Origin of the sequence: Ectothiorhodospira lacustris, from assembly GCF_022227785.1 — a bacterium.
Taxonomy (GTDB): domain Bacteria; phylum Pseudomonadota; class Gammaproteobacteria; order Ectothiorhodospirales; family Ectothiorhodospiraceae; genus Ectothiorhodospira; species Ectothiorhodospira lacustris.
Window position 1 is genome coordinate 1 of the sequence record NZ_JAJNQM010000060.1, and the last position, 21,339, is coordinate 21,339.

General features: G+C 65.2%; 15 protein-coding genes. 2 read left to right on the top strand and 13 right to left on the bottom strand.

Features of this window, described 5'->3' with window-relative positions; genetic code table 11:
• From LQ952_RS11525 to LQ952_RS11540, 4 genes are all read right to left on the bottom strand, one after another.
• A partial coding sequence (locus LQ952_RS11525) for a hypothetical protein (RefSeq protein ID WP_238622790.1) occupies positions 1-1,006 on the bottom strand: 1,006 nt, incomplete at its 3' end.
• Between the two features lie 58 nt (positions 1,007-1,064).
• Positions 1,065-2,450 (bottom strand): sigma-54 dependent transcriptional regulator, encoded by a 1,386-nt coding sequence (locus tag LQ952_RS11530; RefSeq protein WP_238622791.1) that lies wholly within the window; start codon positions 2,448-2,450, stop codon positions 1,065-1,067.
• A gap of 169 nt (positions 2,451-2,619) precedes the next feature.
• Positions 2,620-3,084 (bottom strand): DUF192 domain-containing protein, encoded by a 465-nt coding sequence (locus LQ952_RS11535; protein ID WP_238622792.1) that lies wholly within the window; start codon positions 3,082-3,084, stop codon positions 2,620-2,622.
• Positions 3,084-3,284: a heavy-metal-associated domain-containing protein gene (locus tag LQ952_RS11540; protein ID WP_238622793.1), complete on the bottom strand. Its 201-nt coding sequence runs from the start codon at positions 3,282-3,284 to the stop codon at positions 3,084-3,086. Before LQ952_RS11540 ends, LQ952_RS11535 begins: the two co-directional genes overlap by 1 nt.
• Positions 3,285-3,612: 328 nt before the next feature.
• Between LQ952_RS11540 and ilvD the strand changes: the two genes are divergently transcribed.
• Positions 3,613-5,469: a dihydroxy-acid dehydratase gene (ilvD, locus tag LQ952_RS11545; protein ID WP_238622794.1), complete on the top strand. Its 1,857-nt coding sequence runs from the start codon at positions 3,613-3,615 to the stop codon at positions 5,467-5,469.
• Positions 5,470-5,623: 154 nt separating this feature from the next.
• On the opposite strand, the gene LQ952_RS11550 is transcribed toward ilvD, so the two are convergent.
• The 6 genes from LQ952_RS11550 to LQ952_RS11575 all read right to left on the bottom strand — a co-directional run bounded on the left by LQ952_RS11550 (position 5,624) and on the right by LQ952_RS11575 (position 14,716).
• Positions 5,624-7,024 (bottom strand): MBL fold metallo-hydrolase RNA specificity domain-containing protein, encoded by a 1,401-nt coding sequence (locus LQ952_RS11550; protein ID WP_238622795.1) that lies wholly within the window; start codon positions 7,022-7,024, stop codon positions 5,624-5,626.
• 52 nt (positions 7,025-7,076) lie between these two features.
• A complete protein-coding gene (locus LQ952_RS15990; RefSeq protein ID WP_238622796.1) occupies positions 7,077-10,565 on the bottom strand; it encodes a translocation/assembly module TamB domain-containing protein in 3,489 nt (1,162 codons plus the stop codon).
• Positions 10,562-12,322, bottom strand: coding sequence for an autotransporter assembly complex protein TamA (locus LQ952_RS11560; protein ID WP_238622797.1), 1,761 nt, complete (start codon positions 12,320-12,322; stop codon positions 10,562-10,564). Before LQ952_RS11560 ends, LQ952_RS15990 begins: the two co-directional genes overlap by 4 nt.
• A gap of 73 nt (positions 12,323-12,395) precedes the next feature.
• Positions 12,396-13,301, bottom strand: a complete 906-nt coding sequence (gene rimK, locus LQ952_RS11565) for a 30S ribosomal protein S6--L-glutamate ligase (RefSeq protein ID WP_238622798.1) — start codon at positions 13,299-13,301, stop codon at positions 12,396-12,398.
• Positions 13,302-13,409: 108 nt separating this feature from the next.
• Positions 13,410-13,787, bottom strand: a complete 378-nt coding sequence (locus tag LQ952_RS11570; RefSeq protein ID WP_238622799.1) for a hypothetical protein — start codon at positions 13,785-13,787, stop codon at positions 13,410-13,412.
• 458 nt (positions 13,788-14,245) lie between these two features.
• Complete coding sequence (locus LQ952_RS11575; RefSeq protein WP_238622800.1) at positions 14,246-14,716, bottom strand: ATP-dependent zinc protease family protein; 471 nt, start codon at positions 14,714-14,716, stop codon at positions 14,246-14,248.
• 80 nt (positions 14,717-14,796) lie between these two features.
• Here LQ952_RS11575 and LQ952_RS11580 point away from each other — a divergent pair, with 80 nt between their 5' ends.
• A complete protein-coding gene (locus LQ952_RS11580) occupies positions 14,797-16,833 on the top strand; it encodes a type VI secretion system Vgr family protein (RefSeq protein WP_238622801.1) in 2,037 nt (678 codons plus the stop codon).
• A 6-nt stretch (positions 16,834-16,839) separates the two neighbouring features.
• Here LQ952_RS11580 and LQ952_RS11585 read toward each other — a convergent pair whose 3' ends face one another.
• From LQ952_RS11585 to LQ952_RS11595, 3 genes are all read right to left on the bottom strand, one after another.
• On the bottom strand, positions 16,840-17,883 hold the full coding sequence (locus LQ952_RS11585; protein ID WP_238622802.1) for an ABC transporter ATP-binding protein: 1,044 nt from the start codon (positions 17,881-17,883) through the stop codon (positions 16,840-16,842).
• A complete protein-coding gene (locus LQ952_RS11590) occupies positions 17,867-19,558 on the bottom strand; it encodes an ABC transporter permease (RefSeq protein WP_238622803.1) in 1,692 nt (563 codons plus the stop codon). The genes LQ952_RS11585 and LQ952_RS11590 overlap by 17 nt, the downstream gene beginning before the upstream one ends.
• Positions 19,559-19,972: 414 nt before the next feature.
• Positions 19,973-21,010 carry a Fe(3+) ABC transporter substrate-binding protein gene (locus tag LQ952_RS11595; RefSeq protein WP_238622804.1) on the bottom strand — a complete coding sequence of 346 codons (1,038 nt, stop codon included), beginning with the start codon at positions 21,008-21,010 and terminating at the stop codon, positions 19,973-19,975.
• Positions 21,011-21,339: the final 329 nt, after the last annotated feature.

The window sequence follows — 21,339 nt, forward strand, 5'->3', positions numbered from 1 at the left end:
CACCGATACCGACGGAGAAGTTCATGCTGGTTCGGTCCGACAGGCGGTGGGACAGGCCCCATAGAAAGGTTCCCACCTGCACGCGGTCAAAGGTCGGATTGAGAGGGTCTCCTAATTCGCGCTTGGTTTTGAACACGATGCTGTGGTCATAGCCGAAACTCAAGGAAGTTCGATTGTTCAGGGCAAATCCGGTCCCCAGGCTGAAGCCCAGGGCATTACCCGGGTCGATCTTGCCTTGGTCATTGCCCACGTCCCTTTCCAGGTTCCACACATAGCTGATGTTGCCGTAGATCACGGCGGGGTCTGTGGAGTAAATGACCGTGAGGCTGGGCTGTACCGCCCAAAACCCTGAGCCGGTAGGCTGTTCAAGGAAGATATCAACGCCAGGGATTTCTTCTCCGGTACTGTCTTTTGCCGGCACCCGGTCCACCTCAAAAGGTGAGGTTCCCGTGGTGCTTTTGACGCGCAGATTGCCGATAAAGAAAGGCTTCCCGGTGACTGCGCGATTGAACTGATAATGTAAACCCAGTTCAATATCGCCAAGTCCCATGCCATCGGACCCTGTGACCTGGTCCGCGGGTGTCCCCACCAGAATCTCCCGGCGTCGCAAGGACTCATCCCGCCAGACGTAGGGAATCCGCAAGCCCACTTCCACCCGGTCGGTCAGGCCATACCGCAGGGCGATGGCCGCCGTGAGGGTGTCCCTTTGCACCTCGCTGACGTCGATGAGCCCGATGGCGATGGCCGGCAGGATGGTGAAGCCGTCGATGGCCACGGTGGTGGATGAACTGTGGATGTACTGTAATGAGGGTTCCACCACCCACTTGCCCTTTGGGGTGAGCAGTCCACGCTCTTCGAAGACCGCTGCCACATCGGCCTGCCGCTGATCCTCGGGGGGGCGTTCCCCCACGACTTCCGGGGTCTGCGCCCAGGCCGGGGATGAGGCCAGGTAGATGGAAAGGATGGAGCCGGTTGCGAAAAATACGAATTTCCCAGACTGTGACATGCAGTCATTCCTATGTGGGCAGGTCTATGTGGGGGTGATCCTGCATGGCTGAAACGTTTCAGGGATTGCTGGACACGGACTGCCGCGTGGGTTCTTGCCCCGATAACGGGATGTCATGGCGGCGGGCCAGTCGGTACAACGTGATGCGCGAGACGTCGAGCCGACGTGCGGCGGCGGAGACATTCCCTTCGCAGAGTTGCAGGGCATCCAGGATGGCCTGGCGTTCGGCATCCGCGCGGATGGTCTCCAGGCTGGCGTGTTTGCTCTCGGCGACCAGGACATCCTCCAGTCCCAGGTCCACCGGCTGGATGTAGCGATGTTCGCACAGTACCAGCGCTCGCCGTACCCGGTTGATCAGTTCGCGGACATTGCCCGGCCAGCGATGGTCACGAATGGCCTCCATGGCGGCCGGGCTGAACCCCTTGACCGGGGTGGTCCGATCAGTGGAAAACTTGCGGAAGAAATGCCTGGCCAGCAAGACCGAGTCGCAGCCCCGCTCCCGGAGTGGGGGCATCTCGAAGCGGAGGACATCCAGTCGGTAGTAGAGGTCTTCCCGAAAGCGTCCCGAATGGACCGCGGCTTCCAGGTCCACATGGGTGGCGGCGACCACCCGGACATCAACCTTTTCCTCATGATCGCTGCCCACCTTCTGGACCGTCTGGTTCTGCAGGAATCGCAGCAGGGCTGCCTGGACTTCCAGCGGTAGGTCGCCGATCTCATCAAGAAACAATGTGCCGCCGTTGGCCGCCTGAACCCGGCCTGCCCGGGCCTTGTGGGCCCCGGTGAAGGCCCCGCGCTCGTGGCCGAAGAGTTCGGACTGGATCAGGGAGGCGGGGACGGCGGCGCAGTTGATGGCCTCAAAGGGGCCGTCGGCCCGCGGGGACTGGTCATGGACCGCCTTGGCGGCCACTTCCTTGCCGGTGCCGCTTTCTCCGGTGATGAGTACCGGGGCGCTCACCCGGGCCACCTTTTCAATGGTACGCATCACCTGGATCATGGACGGGTTTTCCCCGATCAGGGGGCTGTCCCGAAGCTTCACGGGGAGAATGGGGGTCGTGTGGAGCAGTTGCGCCATCCCCGAGGCATGGCCGAGCACCACTTTCAGGCGATAGGGATCAATGGGCAGGGAGTGAAAGTCGTGGCAGCAATGGCGAAGCAACTCTCTGATCCGGTTGTCCCACAGCAGAGAGGGTTCCACCAGGGCCACCCATTCGGTGTCGCGGTGCCGGCGCAAAAAGGCTTCCAGGTTCGGCAGGGTGTTCAGGGTGGGCGGCTGCAGCAGGAAGGCGCCGACCGGCACGGGGTTCTGGCGCAGGAACGCCTCGGCTTCGGCCAGGGTTGTAGCCGCAAGCACATGCCAGTTGCTGCCCAGCGGCGGTGGGCTGGGTGCCTGGGAAAAGTCGATCCAAAGTAGCCGGTGATGGGAATCTCGGCCTGGGTCCATGTGGTACTCCCCCGGTACGTCCCTTTCCTTGGCGGCGTGTGACAGATGACCGTGGATTTGAATGCATTAATCGCGCCGTTTTTTTTAAATTTATTAATTACAGAGACTTATCGTTATTTCTTATGGGTGAAGGTTATTTTATGTAAATAATTTCGACGATTCGGGCGAATCAGCGGGGCAGTCCTGTCACGGTTTGCCCGGACTGAACCCCGTGATCCTGGAACCATCCTCGGCGCATCTCCAGGGCATAGCGGGCCGCTCCCGTGGAATGGTGCAGGGTGCGACTGTGGGGTTGCATCCGGGCGATGTTCAGGATTTGCCCCTCCTCGTCGATGAATGCGACGGAGAGCGGCAGGGGCGTGTTGAGCATCCACATGGCCACTGGTTCGGGCTGCTCCCAGACGAAGAGCATGCCGTGGTCCGGGGGCAGGGATTCCCGGAACATGAGTCCCCGGGCACGCAGGTCGGCGGTGTCGGCCACTTCGGCGGTCAGATGATGGGTGCCGATCTGCAGGGGGATGACGGCCAGGGTGCCGGAGTCCGATGCCTCACCGCCTGCCTGCTCCTGGGTGGGCAGGCAGGCGGTGACCAGCAGTGCCGGCAGCAGCACCAGCAGCGGCAGGCCCATTCCCATCAGCATCTTTCCGGAAAGCCCAGTTCGTCCAGGCGCTCGGCCAGGGTGTCCCGCAGGGTCGGGTCGGCATCCACGGTGACGGTGCCCGCGGCCACGTCCACCGCCACTTGGTGGACCCCGGGTATCTGTCCCAGGCCTTTCTTAATGCTGTTGGCGCAGGCGCCGCACTGGATGTTGCTGACATTGAGGGTGATGCTCATGGATCGGACCTCCTTTAATGACGGAATCTTCGGGGGCTGAACAAGTCATCCCCGTGTTTAACAGGACATGGCCCCGTTTGAAAAGGTCACCTCCTTAATAGGTTACCTCCTTCTTAGCCCGTCATTCCCGCGAACGCGGGAATCCAGTCGCAGGCCGGCCCCTGGGCTCCCGCTTTCGCGGGAGTGACCATGCATGAATGGAGGGGAGTGACCGTGCATGAATGGAAGGGGGGGCGGCGGTCGGTGTGGTGTAACCCGCCCGCTTTTTTTCTGTCCCGTGAGCCGACGGTGTAAACTGTGCGGTCTTGGCAGCATTTCGGAGTTCACCATGCCCCAGTACAGATCCCGCACCTCCACCCATGGCCGTAACATGGCCGGCGCCCGCGCCCTGTGGCGTGCTACCGGCATGAAGGACGGCGATTTCGGCAAGCCCATCATCGCCATCGCCAACTCCTTCACCCAGTTCGTCCCCGGGCACGTACACCTCAAGGACCTGGGCCAGCTGGTGGCCCGCGAGATCGAGAAGGCCGGCGGCGTGGCCAAGGAGTTCAACACCATCGCCGTGGACGACGGTATCGCCATGGGCCACGGCGGCATGCTCTATTCCCTGCCGTCCCGGGAGCTGATCGCCGACGCAGTGGAGTACATGGTCAACGCCCATTGTGCCGATGCCCTGGTGTGCATCTCCAACTGTGACAAGATCACCCCCGGCATGCTCAATGCCGCCATGCGGCTGAACATCCCCGTGGTGTTCGTCTCCGGCGGCCCCATGGAGGCGGGCAAGGTGACCCGCGGCGAACAGGTCATCAGCCTGGACCTGGTGGATGCCATGGTGGCCGCTGCCGATCCCCATGAGAGCGATGAAACCGTGATGGAGTACGAGCGTTCTGCTTGTCCCACCTGCGGTTCCTGTTCCGGCATGTTCACCGCCAACTCCATGAACTGCCTCACCGAGGCCCTGGGCCTGTCCCTGCCGGGCAACGGTTCCCTGTTGGCAACCCATGCCGGGCGCCGGGAGCTGTTTCTGGAGGCGGGGCGCCTGGTGGTGAATCTGGCCAGGCGTTACTACGAGCAGGACGACACCGCCGTGCTGCCCCGCGCCATCGCCAGCCGCGAGGCCTTCGAGAATGCCATGAGCCTGGACATCGCCATGGGGGGCTCCACCAATACCGTGCTGCACCTGCTGGCGGCGGCCCGGGAGGGGGAGGTGGATTTCACCATGGCGGACATCGACCGCCTCTCCCGCAAGGTACCCAACATCTGCAAGGTGGCCCCGGCCACCCAGAAGTATCACATGGAAGATGTGCACCGGGCCGGTGGTGTGCCGGCGATCCTGGGTGAGCTGGACCGTGCCGGACTGCTGCACCGGGGTGTGCCCACGGTACACAGCCCCACCCTGGCCGATGCCCTGGCGCGTTGGGATGTGGCCGCAAGCGATGCCGCCGAGGCCCATGAACGCTTCCTGGCCGCCCCCGGCGGCGTGCCGACCCAGGAGGCCTTCTCCCAGTCCCGGCGTTGGGATGCTCTGGATCTGGACCGGGATCAGGGCTGCATCCGTGCGGTGGCACATGCCTATTCGAAGGATGGCGGACTGGCGGTGCTTTACGGCAACCTGGCCCCGGAAGGGTGCATCGTCAAGACCGCCGGGGTGGACGAGGGCATCCTGGTGTTTTCCGGCCCGGCCCGGGTGTTCGAAAGCCAGGACGCGGCGGTGGCGGCGATCCTGGGTGATCAGGTGAAGGCGGGGGATGTGGTGATCATCCGTTATGAAGGCCCTCGCGGTGGCCCGGGGATGCAGGAGATGCTCTACCCCACCAGTTACCTGAAGTCCAAGGGGCTGGGCAAGGCCTGCGCCCTGGTGACGGACGGACGTTTCTCCGGCGGCACCTCGGGCCTGTCCATCGGGCATGCGTCCCCGGAGGCCGCCGAAGGCGGCAACATCGGTCTGGTGGAAGAGGGTGACATCATCGAGATCGATATCCCGGCGCGGGTGATCCGCATGGCCGTGGAGGACGCGGAGCTTGAGCGTCGGCGGGCGGCCATGGAGCAGCGGGGTGACAAGGCCTGGCAACCGCTGGACCGTCAGCGGGTGGTGAGCCAGGCGCTCAAGGCCTATGCCCTGATGGCCACTTCCGCAGCGCGGGGTGCGGTGCGGGATATTTCCCAGCTGCAGGTGAAGCGGTAGGTTTTTCGGCGTTTCCCCTCACCCCAGCCCCTCTCCCGCAAGGGGAGAGGGGCTTTTCCTGCATCCTTCCAAAGGGATTTGATTGCCTATGGCGAGGTTCGCCCTTCTCCCCCGGGGGGAGAAGGGCGGGGATGAGGGGGAAGCATAACCCCGGCTAAAGGGTGATCGTCTCCTCGTACGCCGGCACCCGGGCATCGATGCCGTGTTCCTGCCGCAGCAGGTTCGCCAGCGCATCCCGGGCCCGGGGTTCGCCGTGCACCATGTAGAACACCGGCTTGTCCTTGAACCCCTTCGCCCAGGCCACCAGCTGACGCTGCCCCGCATGGGCGGAGAACCCGCCCAGGGTGTGTATTTGGGCCTTGACCGCCACTTCGCTGCCCAGCAGCTTGACCCGCTGCACCCCGTCCACCAGCATGCGTCCCAGGCTGCCCCGTGCCTGGAAGCCCACGATCACCACGTGGTTCTGTTTGCGCCACAGGTTGTACTTGAGATGGTGGCGGATGCGCCCGCCGGTACACATGCCGGCGCCGGCGATGATGATGGCCCCGGACTTGATCCGATTGATGGCCATGGACTCATCCATACGGCGGGTGAACTGCAGGATGGGCAGTGATGCCTCCAGGCGCTCTCCGGAGGCCTGGCGGAGCTGCTTGAGATCCTTGCCGTTGAGGGCGCCGCGGCGCCTGGCATACAGTTCCGTGACCTGGATGCCCATGGGGCTGTCCAGGAAGACCTTCTGTTGGGGCAAGCGGCCCTCATGGTAGAGCATGCCCAGGTGATAGAGGATTTCCTGGGTCCGCCCCACGGCGAAGGCAGGGATCAGCACGTTACCGCCGTCCCGGTCCGCCTGGGTCAGGATCCGGGCCAGTTCTTCCAGAGTGTCCCCCAGGGGACGATGATCCCGATCGCCGTAGGTGCTTTCCATGAGGACCACGTCGGCATGCTCAGGCTGGGTCGGTGCGTGCATCAGCGCGGAGTCGGGGTTGCCCAGGTCGCCGGAGAACACCAGGTGCCGCTTGCGCCCGCCGTCATCCACGATCAAATCCACAATGGCTGAGCCGAGTATGTGGCCCGCATCGCGAAAGGTCAGGTGAATGTCCGGGGTCACGGATTCCGCCCGGCCATAGGGTAGGGGTCGGCAGAGTATCAGGGTGGCATCCACGTCTTCCTGGGTGTAAACGGGTTCGATCAGGGGTTTGTCTGCCCGTTCCCGCCACTTGTTCTCCCATTCAATGTCCTTGGACATGACATGGGCGGCGTCCCGCAGCATGATTCCCAGCAGTTCCAGGGTTGAATCGGTGCAGTAGATGGGACCCTGGAAGCCGTCGCGCACCAGCTTGGGCAGCAGACCGGCATGATCCAGGTGGCCGTGGGAGATGACCACGGCGTCCACTGTTTTGGCCAGGTGGCCGAGGGAGCGGCGGTTGGCTTTGTCGGCCTCCGCACCGCCCTGCTGGATGCCGCATTCCAGCAACAGGCGGCTCTGTTGGGTTTCCAGCAGATAGCGCGAGCCGGTGACTTCGCCGGTGGCACCCAGGAAAGTAAGCTTGGACATGTTCAGAGGATTCCCATGGTGTTGGTGAACTTGCCTGAATGGGATGCTCGGATCATCGCTCCCGGCGATAGATCAGGTCCATGCTCTGGGCGTCGGTACCGGATCTGGTTTCCAGGCTCAAGGTCCTTGTGAGCTGGTAATTGAGCATCACCGTGGAGCTCTGTTGGAACAGCCCCATCGCGTAGCGCAGATACAGCCTGGGGGAGAGATAGCGTCCCATCATCAGGGCGGCATCGTCCAGGTCCGTGCCGGTGTCCACCGCGAATTCGTCCAGGCCCAACTGCTGCCCGATACGGTCGGTGATGAAGGCGCCCCGCTCAATGCCGTACATGGCAATGGCCGAGGCAATGGCGCCGGCATCCGTCTCGCTGCCACCGGATAGGGGGCGGCCGGTGACCAGAAAGGCGAGGGCCTCGCTGTCTTCCATCGCCGGATCGGAGAAGACCCGTGAACGGGGCTCCTCCAGGGTGCCGATGATTTCGATGCCCACCAGCACGTCATGGACCGGTATGCGTCGGGAGGCCCTCAGATTAAGGCCGGGATTTTCCGGCGGCCCCTGGAACAGGAACACCCCGCGTTCCACGGTCAGATCCTGGCCATAGGACCTGTAGCGCCCTTCATCGACCCGCACTTCACCGATCAGTCGTGTGGACATCCCCGGCGTCTCCTGAACCATCACGTTGCCGCTGAGCCGCGCCTCCAGGCCGAAGCCGCTGATGCGGACCTGCTCGCCCAGGATCACCCTGACCCGGGCGATCACCTGTAGGGGCAGGGTCTCATCGGTGCCGGCATCGATGATGATTTCGTCCCGGGACACGGAGACCGCCTGCTGGGGCATCTCCAGCAAAGTGAGTGTGGCCTCGGGAATGGTCACGTCGCCCCTGACGATCACCCGTTCACCCTGCACGGTGATGCTGAGGTCCGGGCTGATCAGCAGTTCCACATCAGGGCGTCGGGCGGCCTGGAAGCGCTCGCCCTGAATGCTCAGGCTGACGGGGTATTGGTTACCCGGGTCCAGCAGGGCATGGCCGCTCAGAGACAGCCGTCCGGGTCCGGAACGTACACCGCCATCAAACACCAGGCGCTCAGTCCCTTCGTTGCGGGCGGTCAGGGTCAGTTCATCAAGGCTGATCCCCAGATCCGGGACCTGCATGCGGCCGTCGGTCAGGGTGATCTGCCCGTCGATCAATGGATCGGATAAGGTGCCGGCCAGGGTCAGGTCGGCACCGATCCGGCCTGCCGGTTCCCGGATCTGGGGTACCAGCATCTCCAGCCAGCGCAACTCGGTCAGGTCGGCTCGGGCAATGCCCTGCAGGGTCAGTTCACCGTCCGGCCGAGGCTGGGCGGTGACCCGGGCATTGACGGTGCCGCCCTCCAGAAACCCGAATTGCAGGGTTGTCTCGATGTCCCGGTCTTCAACCCGCAGGTCCACACGGGCCTGCTGGTAGGCGATGATCTGCTCATCGCCCTCCAGCCCCTGTACGCGCAGGTTGCCGTCACTGGGCAGGATCCGGGCCTCCAGGCTCAGGTGTTCATCCAGCCGCAGGTCGGCCCGGGCGTCCAGATAGCCGTCCAGTTGCAGATTCGGAGGCAGCAGGGGCGTCAGGCCCTCCAGGGCCAGATCCGACAGGCGTAGCCGGGCCTGGCCGCCGGCACCGTCGGACCAGGTGCCGTCCAGGCAGAGTCGGGCCTCATTCTGCAGCAGGCAGAGTTGTCCCAGTTCGGCGCTTTGGGCCGACGCTCGTAGGGGGACGGGGGTTTCCAGTTGCCAAGTGCCCGCCAGGGGCTGGTCCAGGTTGAGACGGGTAAGGCGGCCGCTCCAGGCCGTGGGAACCGAGTCAGCCAGGCTGCCCGCCAGGCTCAGGCCCAGTCGCCCCTGGTCGGCGTCCAGATCCAGCCGGATCTGGTGATCGTCACCCCGCCCTTCTCCCGTCAGGGTCAGGCGTTCCAGGTTCAGGGCCTCGCCCAGGCGCAGTGCCTCGACGGTCAGGTTCAGTTGCAGCGGGCTCTGAGGTGAAAGGCCGGCCCGCAGGTCCAGATTCAGACGACGCAGGTTCAGATCGCCGTAACCCATGCCCTGGCCCTGGGCCGTGGCGGTGATCTGCGGGCTGTCCAAGGGACCCTGAACCTGTCCGCGGGCCTGAAGCCGGCCTTCCAGGCCGGGCCACAGCCCCGGCAGGTCCGGGGCCTGCAGGTCAAAGGCCAGATCCAGACGTTCCGTAACCGTACCCCGGGCGTTGAGACGGTTGTCACCTACGGCAAGCTGCAGGCCGGGGGATTCCAGATGGGTGCCGGTCACGTCGATCCGGCCCTGTCCACGAACGGGGAACCCGCGCAGGTTGCCGGATAGCTCGCGCAGATCAATCCGGGTTATGACTCCCCGGGTGTCATCCAGGCGCCCTTCGCTGCGCAATCCCAGCTGCAGTCGGCCGGGTAGATCGGCGACAAACCGGCCGGGCTCCAGATTCCGCCCCTGCAGGTCCAGTGCCCAGGCCAGGCCTTCGTGCCAGGTCACCCGGCCGCTCAGATCCAGGTCACCCGCCTCGCTGCGGATGGAGAGGGGAGTCGGGTGCAGGGATTCCATGTCGCCCTCGGCGGCCAGGCTCAGGGTGAGGGTAGGCCATTGATCCAGGGTAACGGCGGTGTCCAGGTTCAGGGTATAGGCATCAGGTCGGCCCCGGGTTACCAGCCTACCCTCTGCCAGGGTGAGGGACCCTGCTTCCGCCAGATCAAGGGTGAGGGCCTGCCAGTGGTGGGTCAGGTCCACGGACAGGGCGGTGATGGGGTTTTGTATCTCACCCTCACTGACGAGAGCCACGGGGGCAAACACCCGGTGATGGAGCGTCAGCCGGGTCAGATCACCCTGCATGGTGAGCTGTCCCCGGGCCTGCTCGGCGTTCGGCAGGAGGTCGCCGGCAGCCTCGGGCAGGGGCAGGTTCCAGTCCAGCCCCAAGTCCACCGGGTAGGGCTGCGCCAGTCCGGCGCGGCCCGCGGCCAGGACATGGGCGAGCGGGCTTTCCATCGCCAGGTGACGGATCAGTACGTGTTCCTGATCCAGATGCAGGGACAGGCGCAGGCTGTCCACTGCCAGGGGTTCGGCCTCGGGGCCGGTGCGAAAGCGGATTTGCCGGATCTGTCCCTCGGGCAGATTCACCACCACCGGCATGGGGATCGACTCGGGGAGGCTGAAGGGCTCGTCGGCAGGCGGCGCGTCCGGGTCCGGGGTGAGGGTCAGATCCAGCTCCGCCGCCTGCAGGGTGAGTACCTCGATCCGCAGTCCGGTCAGCGGCAGCAGGGCTACCCGGACCTCCAGGTGGGCCAGTTCGGCGGTGACGGCGTCGTGGCGGTACCGGACATCCCGAGCGGTCAGGCCCTTGAGCAGATTGCCTTCCAGGCGCCCGATCTCCAGCTCTCCGGGGATGACGCCGCCCCCCACCTGTACCAGTAGCCGGGCACCGGACTGGGTGCCCACCAGGAAGGTGAACAGGGTGAACAGCAGCAGAACGATCAGCAACAGTGCAGCAAGAAGACGCCGGATCACAGATCCATTCCCATGGTCAGGTGCAGACGGAAGTTGTCATCGCCGTCGATGGGATGGGCGATGTCCACCCGGATGGGGCCGATGGGTGAGCGCCAGCGTACCCCGGCACCGATCCCGTAGCGGGCATTCCATTCGTTGAGATCATTGAAGGCGTTGCCGCCGTCGGCAAACACGGCCACGCTCCATTGGTCTGCGAACGGGTAGTCCATCTCGATGCTGCCGCTGGCCATGTGGCGGCCGCCGATGATGTCGCCGTCGTCGTTGGTGGGCCCCAGTTTCTGGTAGCCGTAACCACGTACGCTGTTGTCACCGCCGGCGAAGAAACGGATGGAGGCGGGTAATTTGGCGAAGTCCTGCACGGAGGTGGTGCCGGCATCGGCCCGCAGCAGCAGGCGTCCTTCCCCCAGGGGCATGATGTACCTGGCGCGGCCGGTGGCCTGGGCGAAGCTGATCGAAGACAGCAGCTCCTCGGATGCCCCGCGCAGGCTGAAGTTCAGGCGCCAGCCCCGGCGCGGGAAGATGGGATGGTCCGCCTGTACGCGCGACATCTGGAATCCGGGCATGAGCAGCGTGGTGCTGTCACGGACATCGGCCACTTTGAAGTCTTCGCGCTCGAACACCAGTGAGCGGGTCTGGATCCATCCCGAGGGTAGTTGTCGCAGATGGGCGATGCCCAGGCCGTAGACGTCACTCTCGGAGGTGTCGGTGCTTTCGCTCTGGTAGCCGGCGGTGAGGTTGATGCGTTCCCGGGCCGGATCACCCAGGGGGATCTCATAGCCGATCCCCACCCGGGTATTTACCGCTGAGACTTCCAGTTCGGCGTTATAGCGGTGGCCGGCCCGGTTGGCGCGGTGGTTTTCCACCCCCAGGCGCACGCGCGGTCCCTTGTCGGTACTGGCCCCGATCCCGGCCAGGTAAGACCACTTGTTGCGCGGGGTCAGGGTGATGTGAATGGGGACCTCCAGGTCCTCTGCCTCATCGGCGCGGGGGTCCACGCGCACGTCGCTGAAATAGCCGCTGTTCATGAAGGCCTGCTGCATGCTGATCAGGCGGCGACTGTCATAGACATCCCCCTGTTCGAACGGGATGAATTTACGCACCAGCCTGTCATGGAAGGTGTCCTGCTCCAGCGTGACCGGACCCAGGAAATAGCGGGGACCGCTTTCCAGATGGACCACCAGGTCCGCTGCCTGTTCCTGTACGTCGACCCGCATCTGGCTGGTGGCGATGCGGGCATCCAGGTAGCCCCGTGCCGTTGCCTGGCGGTTGAGGCCGCTCTTGATCTGTTCGTAGCGATCGTGGCGGAGCCGATCACCGGGGCGGATGGGTGGGGACTGGAGCAGTTCATCGAAGGCGGGATCCTGTTCCGCCTCGCCGATGACCCGGAGGTCCAGGCTGCGGACCCGCACCGGGGGGCCGGGCTCCAGGTCCACCTGCAGGGACCAACAGGCTTCGTTGCGCTGGAAGTCCAGGGTGAACCGGGGTTCATAATGCCCCAGGGCACGCAGGGCACTGCGGATTTCCCGGTCGGCGGCACGCAGCAGGGGGCGTTCCCGCCACTCTGGCAGATCGCATCCCTCCCGGGACAGGCCCATATGGGCACGAATGTTGTCCGTGATTTCATCGCCCACATCGGAAATGCGGATGCTGGGCTCGCCCTGGGCCAGGCCGGGGAGCAGGCCCAGCAGCAGGATGAGCACGGGCAGCGGGCGCCTGGCGGGGCCAAGGCGTCCGGCAGGCGGGTGAAAGGCGGTCATCAATGACGGCGTCCTGGTCTTGTTTCCCTATCAGGTTAGCCGCAAAGCTCACCGTTCGGGAAGGGCCTCGCCGTCAACCCTTGCCCCGGGTGCGGGTCTTGTGGGGTTTGCCGTTCTGTTCGATGAACTGGATGATGCGGCCGGCCACGTCGACGCCGGAGGCGGTTTCGATCCCTTCCAGGCCGGGGCTGGCGTTGATCTCGATGACCACCGGGCCATGGTCGGAGCGCAGGATGTCCACACCGCAGACGTTGAGGCCGACGATCTTCGCCGCCCGTACCGCCGTGGTCCGCTCCTGGGGGGTGAGTTTCACCGGCTCCGGGGTGCCGCCCCGGTGCAGGTTGGAGCGGAATTCCCCTTCCTTGGCCCGGCGCATCATGGCGGCGACCACTTTGCCGCCCACCACCAGACAGCGCAGATCCGTGCCACCGGCCTCCTTGATGAACTCCTGCACCAGGATGTTCTGGCGCAGGCCCATGAAGGCCTGGATCACGCTTTCGGCGGCCTTGCGGGTTTCCGCCAGCACCACCCCCACCCCCTGGGTGCCTTCCAGCAGCTTGATCACCAGCGGTGCACCCTGCACCTCCCGCAGCAGGTCGTCGATGTCGTCCGGGGAGTGGGCGAAGCCGGTCACCGGCAGGCCGATCCCTTCCCGGGACAGCAGCTGCAGGCAGCGCAGCTTGTCGCGGGCGCGGCTGATGGCCACGGACTCGTTGACGGGGAACACACCCATCATCTCGAACTGGCGCAGTACGGCGGTGCCGTAGAAGGTGATGGAGGCGCCGATGCGGGGGATCACGGCGTCAAAACCGGTCAGCTCGCTGCCCTTGTAGTGGATGCTGGGCTTGTCGGAGGTGATGTTCATGTAGCAGCGCAGGGGGTCCAGGACCTGGACCTGATGTCCCTGGGCCTTGGCGGCCTCGACCAGCCGACGGGTGGAATACAGGCGGGAATTTCGCGAGAGAATGGCAATTTTCATGCAAGGCTTCGGGGCTTGGAAAAGGCGGGCCAAGCTTGAGGCTTTGCGTGGGCTTGGGCAAGAGGAAAAGCCCTTCTTCCTCGCCGAGGAAGAAGGGCGGGGCAGCCATCAGCCCATGGCCTGCTGCCGGGGGGAGCGGCGGCGGCGGTGGTTCAGGATGACCACTACACCCTGCCGCTTGACCTCCGGCAGGGATTGCACGATGGCCCGGCCCAGCGGGCGGGGCAACTGCTCGAACAGACGGGCCACCGTATAGGTGGGCAGCCCTTCGGCCAGGCGTACTGCATCCTTCGGCGAAATATGCAGCAGTACCCGAATCTGGGACTGCTGCGCCAGTTTCAGAAACCGCAGGCGCGCAGCGCCGTATTCCCCCATCCGCACCGCCGTATCCACCGTCTCCAGCGCCATGTCCGTCCACGGCAGGGCGTGGATGGCGTCATTGGCCGCTTCGAAAGGGGTGGCTGCGTTGTTCATCAGATTGGTCATGTCTACTTTTCCTTCCTGCCCCCGGGGGCATGCTGCAAGGGTGTCCGGTTGGGTACGTCGACCGGTTTCGGGTGGAAGCCATGACACGACGGGAAGAAAAGCCGCATGAACCCATCACGAAAAGCACCGCCCAGACGGCGGCGGAGGGATCATGCGTAAAGTGGGGGGCTCCCGTACGTGCCCTGGATGGGATCGGCGCGTCGGGATCAGGAGCCCCGGACGGTCAGATGACCGTGGCGGGGAACTCGTCTCGACGGACGCTGCACCACACCCATGCCGGACCCGAAATGGTCGTCACGCGTGTGCAAGTTGTACAGCAACTGTCCATACGAACACGAAGTCCTCTGTGGCCTGACATGTGCCCCCGGACACGGCCGGGGACGGGCGCAAAGATACCCCGTCGGCCGCAATTTTGAAAGCCCTTTGATTCGCGTTTTTACAGTTTTTTTACAGCAGTGCTAAGCGGGCCTGCCGCGGGGTTCGCCGGCCAGCCAGGAAGCCGTGGAATCCACCAGATAAGTGGCGCATTGCAGGGCATTACGACCCAGCAGCATGCGAAAACTCATGGTGTCCCGGTTGGTGAGCGTGATCTCTACCAGGTGGACCCGTGTGCCGATGACGATGGGGGTGTGAATCACATGGCGTCGCTGACGGTGTCCACCCGAGTCGGTGACCACCCGCCGGTCCGATACCGGGGCCTCGCAGTCCACCACCATGTCCCGCCGTCGCCGCAGGGGATGCACGCCGAAACGCACCCAGGCCTGTCCGTCCCGCGTAAAGGGTTCCACGTAAAAGGCGTGCAGGGCGCAGGTGCGGGCACCGGTGTCCACCTTGCAGGTGATGCTGTCCAGGCCCAGTTCGGGCAGGGCGATGCGTTCCCGCCAGCCCAGGCGGGGTTGCGTCGATGGGGAGTCGGTCTGGTTGCTCATGGGTGGGTGTTGATCCGTTGGGGCATTTGGAAGGATGATACAACGCAATTCCCGTTCCCTTGTCGGCAAGGAGGCTGACCATGTCCAGGGGCTTACCCTGTCTACCCGTTGAGGCCCATCTCACCCTGGCCGGGCGGCCGCTTCCGGTGCTGTCCCTGCGAGGCAGGGAGTGCCTTAGCGGGGTCTGGCGACTGCATCTGGAAGTCATGGGGGCCGGTAGCGCCTACCTGAGGCAATCGGGGGCGATCGCCCGTCTGGAACTGCGGGACGAATACGGTGCCTGCAAGGTGTTCGACGGCATCCTCTGCAGTTGCGGTCCCGTCCCCGGGCTGGATGTCCCCTGGGTCGGCGTGCATCGGTTCCGTGTCCTGCTGCGTTCCCGCCTGTGTCGGCTTGCCCTGAGTCGGCGGACTCGCCTGTTTACCGGCCTGAGCCCACCTGATCTGGCGGGGTGCTTAGTGGCGCCGACGGGGCTCCGCTTGCTGACGAACCGGCTGATGCACGCCTACCCACCCCGCGCGGGCATCCTGCAGGCGGATGAGTCTGACCTGAGTCTGCTGGCCCGGGTCCTGTCCAGGGCCGGTATCCATTGGCATGCCACGGTACACCAGGGTCTGGAAACCCTGGTGCTGGTGGATGACCCCGCCGGACTGATGTCGGCCGCGCCCTCGGAACTGACCTGGCTGGGTCCGGCCGGCGGCTGGAGCCGTCGACCGCCCGGGGTACTGTCCGTCCATGAGCGGGTTCGCCCGGTGCCGGGGCATTTCACGGTCACCGGGCGGCTGGCGGACGGCCGGGCCTACCAGGCCTCGGCGCTGACCGGATACGGGGCGGGTGTACAGGACTGGACCGGGTACGGGCTGCATACGGTGGAGGCACTGGACCGTCGGGCCCGGCTGCTGGCGGAACGGGCCCGATGTCGGTATCGCACCCTGTCTCTGGAGACCACGGTCCTGGGACCCGGCGTGGGTGAATGGGTATGGCTCAAGGATGTCCCGGGCCGACCCGGTCTTGCGGGTGCCTGGCTGGTGACGGCCATGCATCACCTGGCCATGGCCGGGGATGACGGGCGGCTCAACTATCTGGGCCGGATGGCGCTGGCGCCTCGGGATCTGCCTTGGCGGCCGCCGGAGCCCAGGCGCGCCCGGGCGCTGCCGGATTTGTTGCCGGTGGCGGTGGCGGGAGGCCCGGGGCAGGTCGCCGGACCGCGGCTGGATGGTGCCGGGTGTTACAGGGCCCGGCTGGAGGGGGAAACCGATCCGGCGTCCGTGACGCCGTGGCTGGATCGTATGACACCTTACGCGGCCCCGCCCGGGACCACGGGACGTGCCGGCGGCTGGCATGCCCCGTGGCATCCGGGGCAGCGGCTGATGCTGGTGTGTCTGGGGGGGGACCCCGATGGTTTTGCGGTCCTGGATGGGGCCTTCCCGGATGCCCGGCATCCCTCGCCCGTCAACCGGGAGCATCCGGCCGAGCATCGTTACCAGACCCCGGGCGGGCTGACCCTGCTCATGGATGATCGTCGGGATGCCCCGGTGATCCGCCTGCATACGGCGGGTGCTCAGCACTGGCTGTCGCTTGAAGCCGGCACGGATGGTCATCTGCTGTCCCTGGTCTGCCGCCAGGGTGCCCTGATCCTGCGTGCCGGCACCTGTCTGCACGTGCGCAGCGGTGGTTCCCTGACCGCCCGGATCGGGGGCGGGCAGCTGGAACAGGTCCATGGTTCGGTCCTGCGGCGCAGCGATGGGCACATGCAGGGCAGGGCCGCGACGAATCTGCGGGGGTCGGCCGGCGGGGACCTCTCGATGACGGCGGGCGGGGAACTGCGGGTCCGGGCGGGCAGGGAGATGCATCTGCTGGCCGGGCATGATCTGGTGCTGTACGTGGCCCAGGGCGGGCTGCAATGGCGGGTGGCGGGAGACCTGCGGGTCATGGCGGACCGGGGACTCCGGATCGAGCCCTTGGGAGCGGCGCCGATCCGCATTCAGACCGGTGGCGGCGGCATCACCATACTGCCGGCTGCGGGACAGGTGCTGATCCACGGCCGCGGGGTGTGTCTGAGCGGGCGCAAGGTGGATCTGTGGGGCGCCCTGGATACGCGGGTGCCCCGAAAATGACCCGACTCAGCGAGGAAAGATCACCAGGTGATTGAAGCCCAGCTTGAGGGGGATGCGTTCCCCCAGGGCGTAGTTTTCATGGGACGGGGCCAGGCACAGTACAGTGTTGCCGCTGCCCAGTCGCAGGGTGTAGAGGAAATTGGCCCCCCGGAAGGCCTTGTCGGTGACCTCGCCGAAAATCCTGCTGCCGTCGTCGGGCAGGATGTCATCGGGGCGTACCAGCACGTCCACCGGGTCTCCGGGTCGACAGGCATCGGGGATCATGCCGGTGATGGCTCCCAGTTCGGTCTCCACTTCGTGCTCGTTGAGCACAGTGCCCATCAGCATTCTGCCCTGGCCGATGAAGTCCGCCACGAACCGGGCCGCCGGCTTGTGGTAGAGGTTATAGGCGGTATCCCATTGCAGCACCCGACCGGCGTTGATGACGGCGATGCGGTCGGCAAAGGCAAAGGCCTCGTTCTGGTCATGGGTGACCAGCATGGCGGTGATGTCTTCTTGCTTGAGAATGGACCGGACTTCCCGGGCCAGGCCCTCGCGCAGTTCCACGTCCATGTTGGAAAAGGGCTCATCCAGCAGCAGCAGCCGCGGGCGCGGGGCCATGGCCCGGGCCACGGCAATGCGCTGCTGCTGCCCACCGGACAGTGCGTGGGGATAGACCGGACCGTAGTCCGGCAGGCCGATGAGCCGTAGCAATTCGGTAACCCGTTCCCGCCGGGCGCGGCTGGACTGGCGACGGATGCCGAAGGCGATGTTCTCCGCCACGGTCAGGTGCGGGAACAGGGCGAAGTCCTGGAACACCATGCCCACCTGTCGCCGCTCCGGGGGCAGGGTCCACCCGGCCTGGCTCACCACCTGGCTGTCCAGCAGCACCCGCCCCGCGCCTGCCGGCTCAAAGCCGGCGATGGTGCGCAGCAGGGTGGTCTTGCCGCAGCCGCTGGGGCCCAGCAGGCAGCCGATGACGCCCTTGTTCAGGGCGAGGCTGACGTCGTGGACGACGGTGGTGCCGTCGTAGCCCACGCTGACGTGGTCGATTTCAAGCAGGCGTGTCATGTCCGGGTCTGGAACGGCTGATGGTGCGGCTGATGAGGATCACCGGGATGATCCCCGCCAGGACGATGGCCAGGGCCGCGCTGGCGGAGTCCGCCAGCCTCTCGTCCGAGGCCAGCTCAAAGGCGCGCACCGCCAGGGTGTTGAAGTTGAAGGGGCGCAGTATCAGCGTTGCCGGCAGCTCTTTCAAGACATCCACGAACACCAGCAGCAGGGCGGTGAGCAGGCTGCCGCGCATGATGGGCATGTGGATCTTGCCCAGGACCTGCCGCGGCGGTGTGCCCAGGGAGCGGGCGGCATCATCCATGGACGGCTTGATCTTGGCCAGACCTGCTTCCACCGTCTGCAGCGAGACGGCCAGGAAGCGCACGCAGTAGGAGAACACCAGGGCCACCAGGGTGCCGGAGAGGATCAGGCCGGTGGAGATGCCGAAGGCGTCGCGCATCCAGCCGTCGATGGTGTTGTCGATCCAGGCAAAGGGCAGCATCACGCCCACGGCGATGACGGTGCCGGGGATGGCATAGCCCATGCCGGCCACCCGCACCGCGCCATTGACCGGCAGGGAGGGGCGCAGGCGCTTGCCGTAGGCCAGGATCAAGGCCAGGGCCACTGCCAGCACGGCGGCGATGGCGGCCAGAGAGACGCTGTTCCAGACCAGGCCCAGGAACTCCGGCTGCATCCACATGTGCGGGGTGCGCAGGGCCCACAGCAGCAGCTGTGCGGAAGGGATCATAAAACCCAGGACGATGGGCAGGGTGCAGACCACGAGGGCGGCGGCCAGGTGCCTGCCCCGAAGCCGGTAGCGGGGCAGACGGGAATAGCGGGCACTGGTGTGGTGAAAGCGGGCGCGGCGTCGGGAGTAGCGCTCCAGCACGATCAGCACGAGGACGAAGGTCATCATGATCCCCGCCAACTGGGCGGCGGCACCCGGGTCGCCCAGGCCGAACCAGGTGCGGAAGATGCCGGTGGTGAAGGTGGGAATGCCGAAATACTGCACCGTGCCGTAGTCCGCCAGGGTTTCCATCAGGGCCAGGGAGAGGCCGGTAATGATGGCGGGCCGGGCCAGGGGCAGGGCCACGCGACGAAAGCCCGCCCAGGGTCCGGCGCCCAGGGTCCGGGAGACCTCCAGCACGCAGACGGACTGCTCCAGGAAGGCGGCGCGGCTGAGCAGGTAGACATAGGGGTAGAGCACCAGGGACAGCATGACGATGGCCCCGGGCAGGGAACGGACCTGAGGGAACCAGTAGTCACCCCAGCCCCAGCCGGTCCACTCCCGCAATTGGGTCTGCACCGGACCCGCGAAGTCGAGCATGCCGGTATAGGTGTAGGCGATGATGTAGGCCGGCATGGCCAGGGGCAGCAGCAGCGCCCATTCGAACAGGCGTCGCCCGGGGAAGTCGCACATGCTCACCAGCCAGGCGGTGGGGATGCCGATGAGCAGGACCCCCACGCCCACGCCCCCCATCAGGATCAGGGAATTGGTGACATAGTCCTGCAGCACGGTTTGTCGCAGATGCAGCCAGACGTCCGAGGCCGGGATGAAGACATGGGCAAAAATCACCAGTACCGGCAGGGCCAGGATGGCGGCGATAAGGGGGATGCCCAGACTCCAGGCATCGGGGCGTTTGAGACGGCCCGGCGAGAACAGCCCTTGCAGGGATACCGGGGCAGTCCTCATGGGGTCGTCGGGTGGCTGGTCATGGGGAGGTGTCTGGGAATCGGGTCTTTGGGAAGGGGCATAGTCTACTGCGTATCGAGCAGATGACAAATGATCCGGAGATTGATTCTCCTTAATAATGTTCCGGGTCATCACATTCCCGCGTCCGGGTCAGTCATTCCTGTGTCTGAGTCCGTCATTCCCGCGCCAGCGGGAATCCGGTCATGGCCTCAAAACCGTTCAAGCCTTGGGCTCCCGCTTTCGCGGGAAGGCACGGGAGTGATGGAAAGGGGGCACGGGAGTGACGGAAGGGCATTCTTTCATGGGATGACGGAATGGGTGGTGCCGGTCTTTCCGCATGGGGGCTATCGGTCATTCCTCACCCGTCCTTCTCCCCGCCAGGGGAGAAGGACGGGTGAGGAAGAAGGTAACAACTCAGCGCCAGCCGGCCCGGTCCATCAGTCGCACGGCGGCGGCGTTGAAGTCGCCCAGCAGGCCCAGGTTGACGGCATCGGCCTGGAATTCACCCAGTTCAGCCAGGGTGCCGCTCCATTCCACGCCGGGCTTGACCGGGTACTCCTGGTTGGCTTCCGCATACCAGCGTTGGGCACTGTCACCGGCCATGAACTCGATCAGTTTGACGGCATTGTCCGCGTTGCGGGAATGGGTCACCACGCCGGCGCCGCTCACGTTCACATGGACGCCCCGGTCATCCTGGTTCGGCCAGAAGACGCCGATGGACTGCGCGGCGGTACGCTCTGCGTTATCATCGGAATTCAGCATCTGACCAAGGTAGTAGGTATTGGCGATGGCCAGGTCGCACTGTCCCGCCGCCGCGGCCCGGATCTGGTCCCGGTCGCCCCCCATGGGTGGGCGTGCCATGTTGGCCACCAGGCCCCGCGCCCAGGTTTCCGTCTCGGCCTCGCCGTTGGCGATGATCATGGAAGCGGTCATGGACTGGTTGTACACGTTGCTGGAAGAGCGGATGCAGATGCGGCGCTGCCACTTGGCGTCCGTGAGGGCCTCGTAGGTGGACAGGTCCGCCGGATCCACCTTGCCCTTCACGTACATGATGGGGCGGGCGCGCATGGACAGACCGTACCAGTAGCCTTCCGGGTCGCGGTAGCTCTCGGGGATGGACTCTTCAAGCACGGTTGATGTCACCGGTCGCAGGACGCCGGCGGCCTTGGCGCTGTGCAGATTGCCCGCGTCCACGGTGATGAGCACATCCGCCGGGGTATTGCGGCCTTCGCTGCGCAGGCGCTGCAGCAGGGCGTCGGCCTGGGCGCTGACGATGTTCACGCGAATGCCGGTCTGTTCGGTAAATTCGTCCATCAGGGGCTTGATAAGGGCCTCTTGGCGGGCGGAATAGACGTTGACCTCACCCTGGGCCAGGGCCGACACGGGCAGGGTGAATGCCAGTGCACAGGCCACGAGCAGGGCGGCCGGCTTTTGGAACGTTGCTTTGACCATGGGGTGAATCACTCCTTCAGGTGCTGATGATCGAGGGATGCCGGACCGGTGCTGGGATGAATCCGGTAAACGGACTGCAAACAAGAACGAGTGTCATTTGTTTCTCGAGTGCTGTCAAGATGCTCCTGAAAGAGGCGCCATTGAGGCAGCGTCATTGAGACCGTGTTAACAGACGTGGGATTACGGGCGGCCGGCGGTGAAAAAAAGATCGGGGATTGCTGCATACTGACGAATGACCTCGGCGGTGTCGGTAGTGAGACGTTGCCGTCGCCAAGGGATATCGAGCTCGGGGACGTCAGCGTTGCGGACTGAAATCCCTGGGCTCCCGC

Excerpts from the sequence above, each read along its gene's own strand:
- LQ952_RS11535 (WP_238622792.1), bottom strand. The coding sequence starts at position 3,084 with ATGGGAATGGGCCTGCCGCTGCTGGTGCTGCTGCCGGCACTGCTGGTC.
- LQ952_RS11570 (WP_238622799.1), bottom strand. The coding sequence starts at position 13,787 with ATGACCAATCTGATGAACAACGCAGCCACCCCTTTCGAAGCGGCCAAT.
- LQ952_RS11585 (WP_238622802.1), bottom strand. The coding sequence starts at position 17,883 with ATGACACGCCTGCTTGAAATCGACCACGTCAGCGTGGGCTACGACGGC.
- LQ952_RS11590 (WP_238622803.1), bottom strand. The coding sequence starts at position 19,558 with ATGAGGACTGCCCCGGTATCCCTGCAAGGGCTGTTCTCGCCGGGCCGT.
- LQ952_RS11595 (WP_238622804.1), bottom strand. The coding sequence starts at position 21,010 with ATGGTCAAAGCAACGTTCCAAAAGCCGGCCGCCCTGCTCGTGGCCTGT.
- LQ952_RS11580 (WP_238622801.1), top strand. The coding sequence starts at position 14,797 with ATGTCCAGGGGCTTACCCTGTCTACCCGTTGAGGCCCATCTCACCCTG.
- rimK (WP_238622798.1), bottom strand. The coding sequence starts at position 13,301 with ATGAAAATTGCCATTCTCTCGCGAAATTCCCGCCTGTATTCCACCCGT.
- LQ952_RS11540 (WP_238622793.1), bottom strand. The coding sequence starts at position 3,284 with ATGAGCATCACCCTCAATGTCAGCAACATCCAGTGCGGCGCCTGCGCC.
- LQ952_RS11560 (WP_238622797.1), bottom strand. The coding sequence starts at position 12,322 with ATGACCGCCTTTCACCCGCCTGCCGGACGCCTTGGCCCCGCCAGGCGC.
- LQ952_RS11530 (WP_238622791.1), bottom strand. The coding sequence starts at position 2,450 with ATGGACCCAGGCCGAGATTCCCATCACCGGCTACTTTGGATCGACTTT.
- LQ952_RS11575 (WP_238622800.1), bottom strand. The coding sequence starts at position 14,716 with ATGAGCAACCAGACCGACTCCCCATCGACGCAACCCCGCCTGGGCTGG.
- LQ952_RS11550 (WP_238622795.1), bottom strand. The coding sequence starts at position 7,024 with ATGTCCAAGCTTACTTTCCTGGGTGCCACCGGCGAAGTCACCGGCTCG.
- ilvD (WP_238622794.1), top strand. The coding sequence starts at position 3,613 with ATGCCCCAGTACAGATCCCGCACCTCCACCCATGGCCGTAACATGGCC.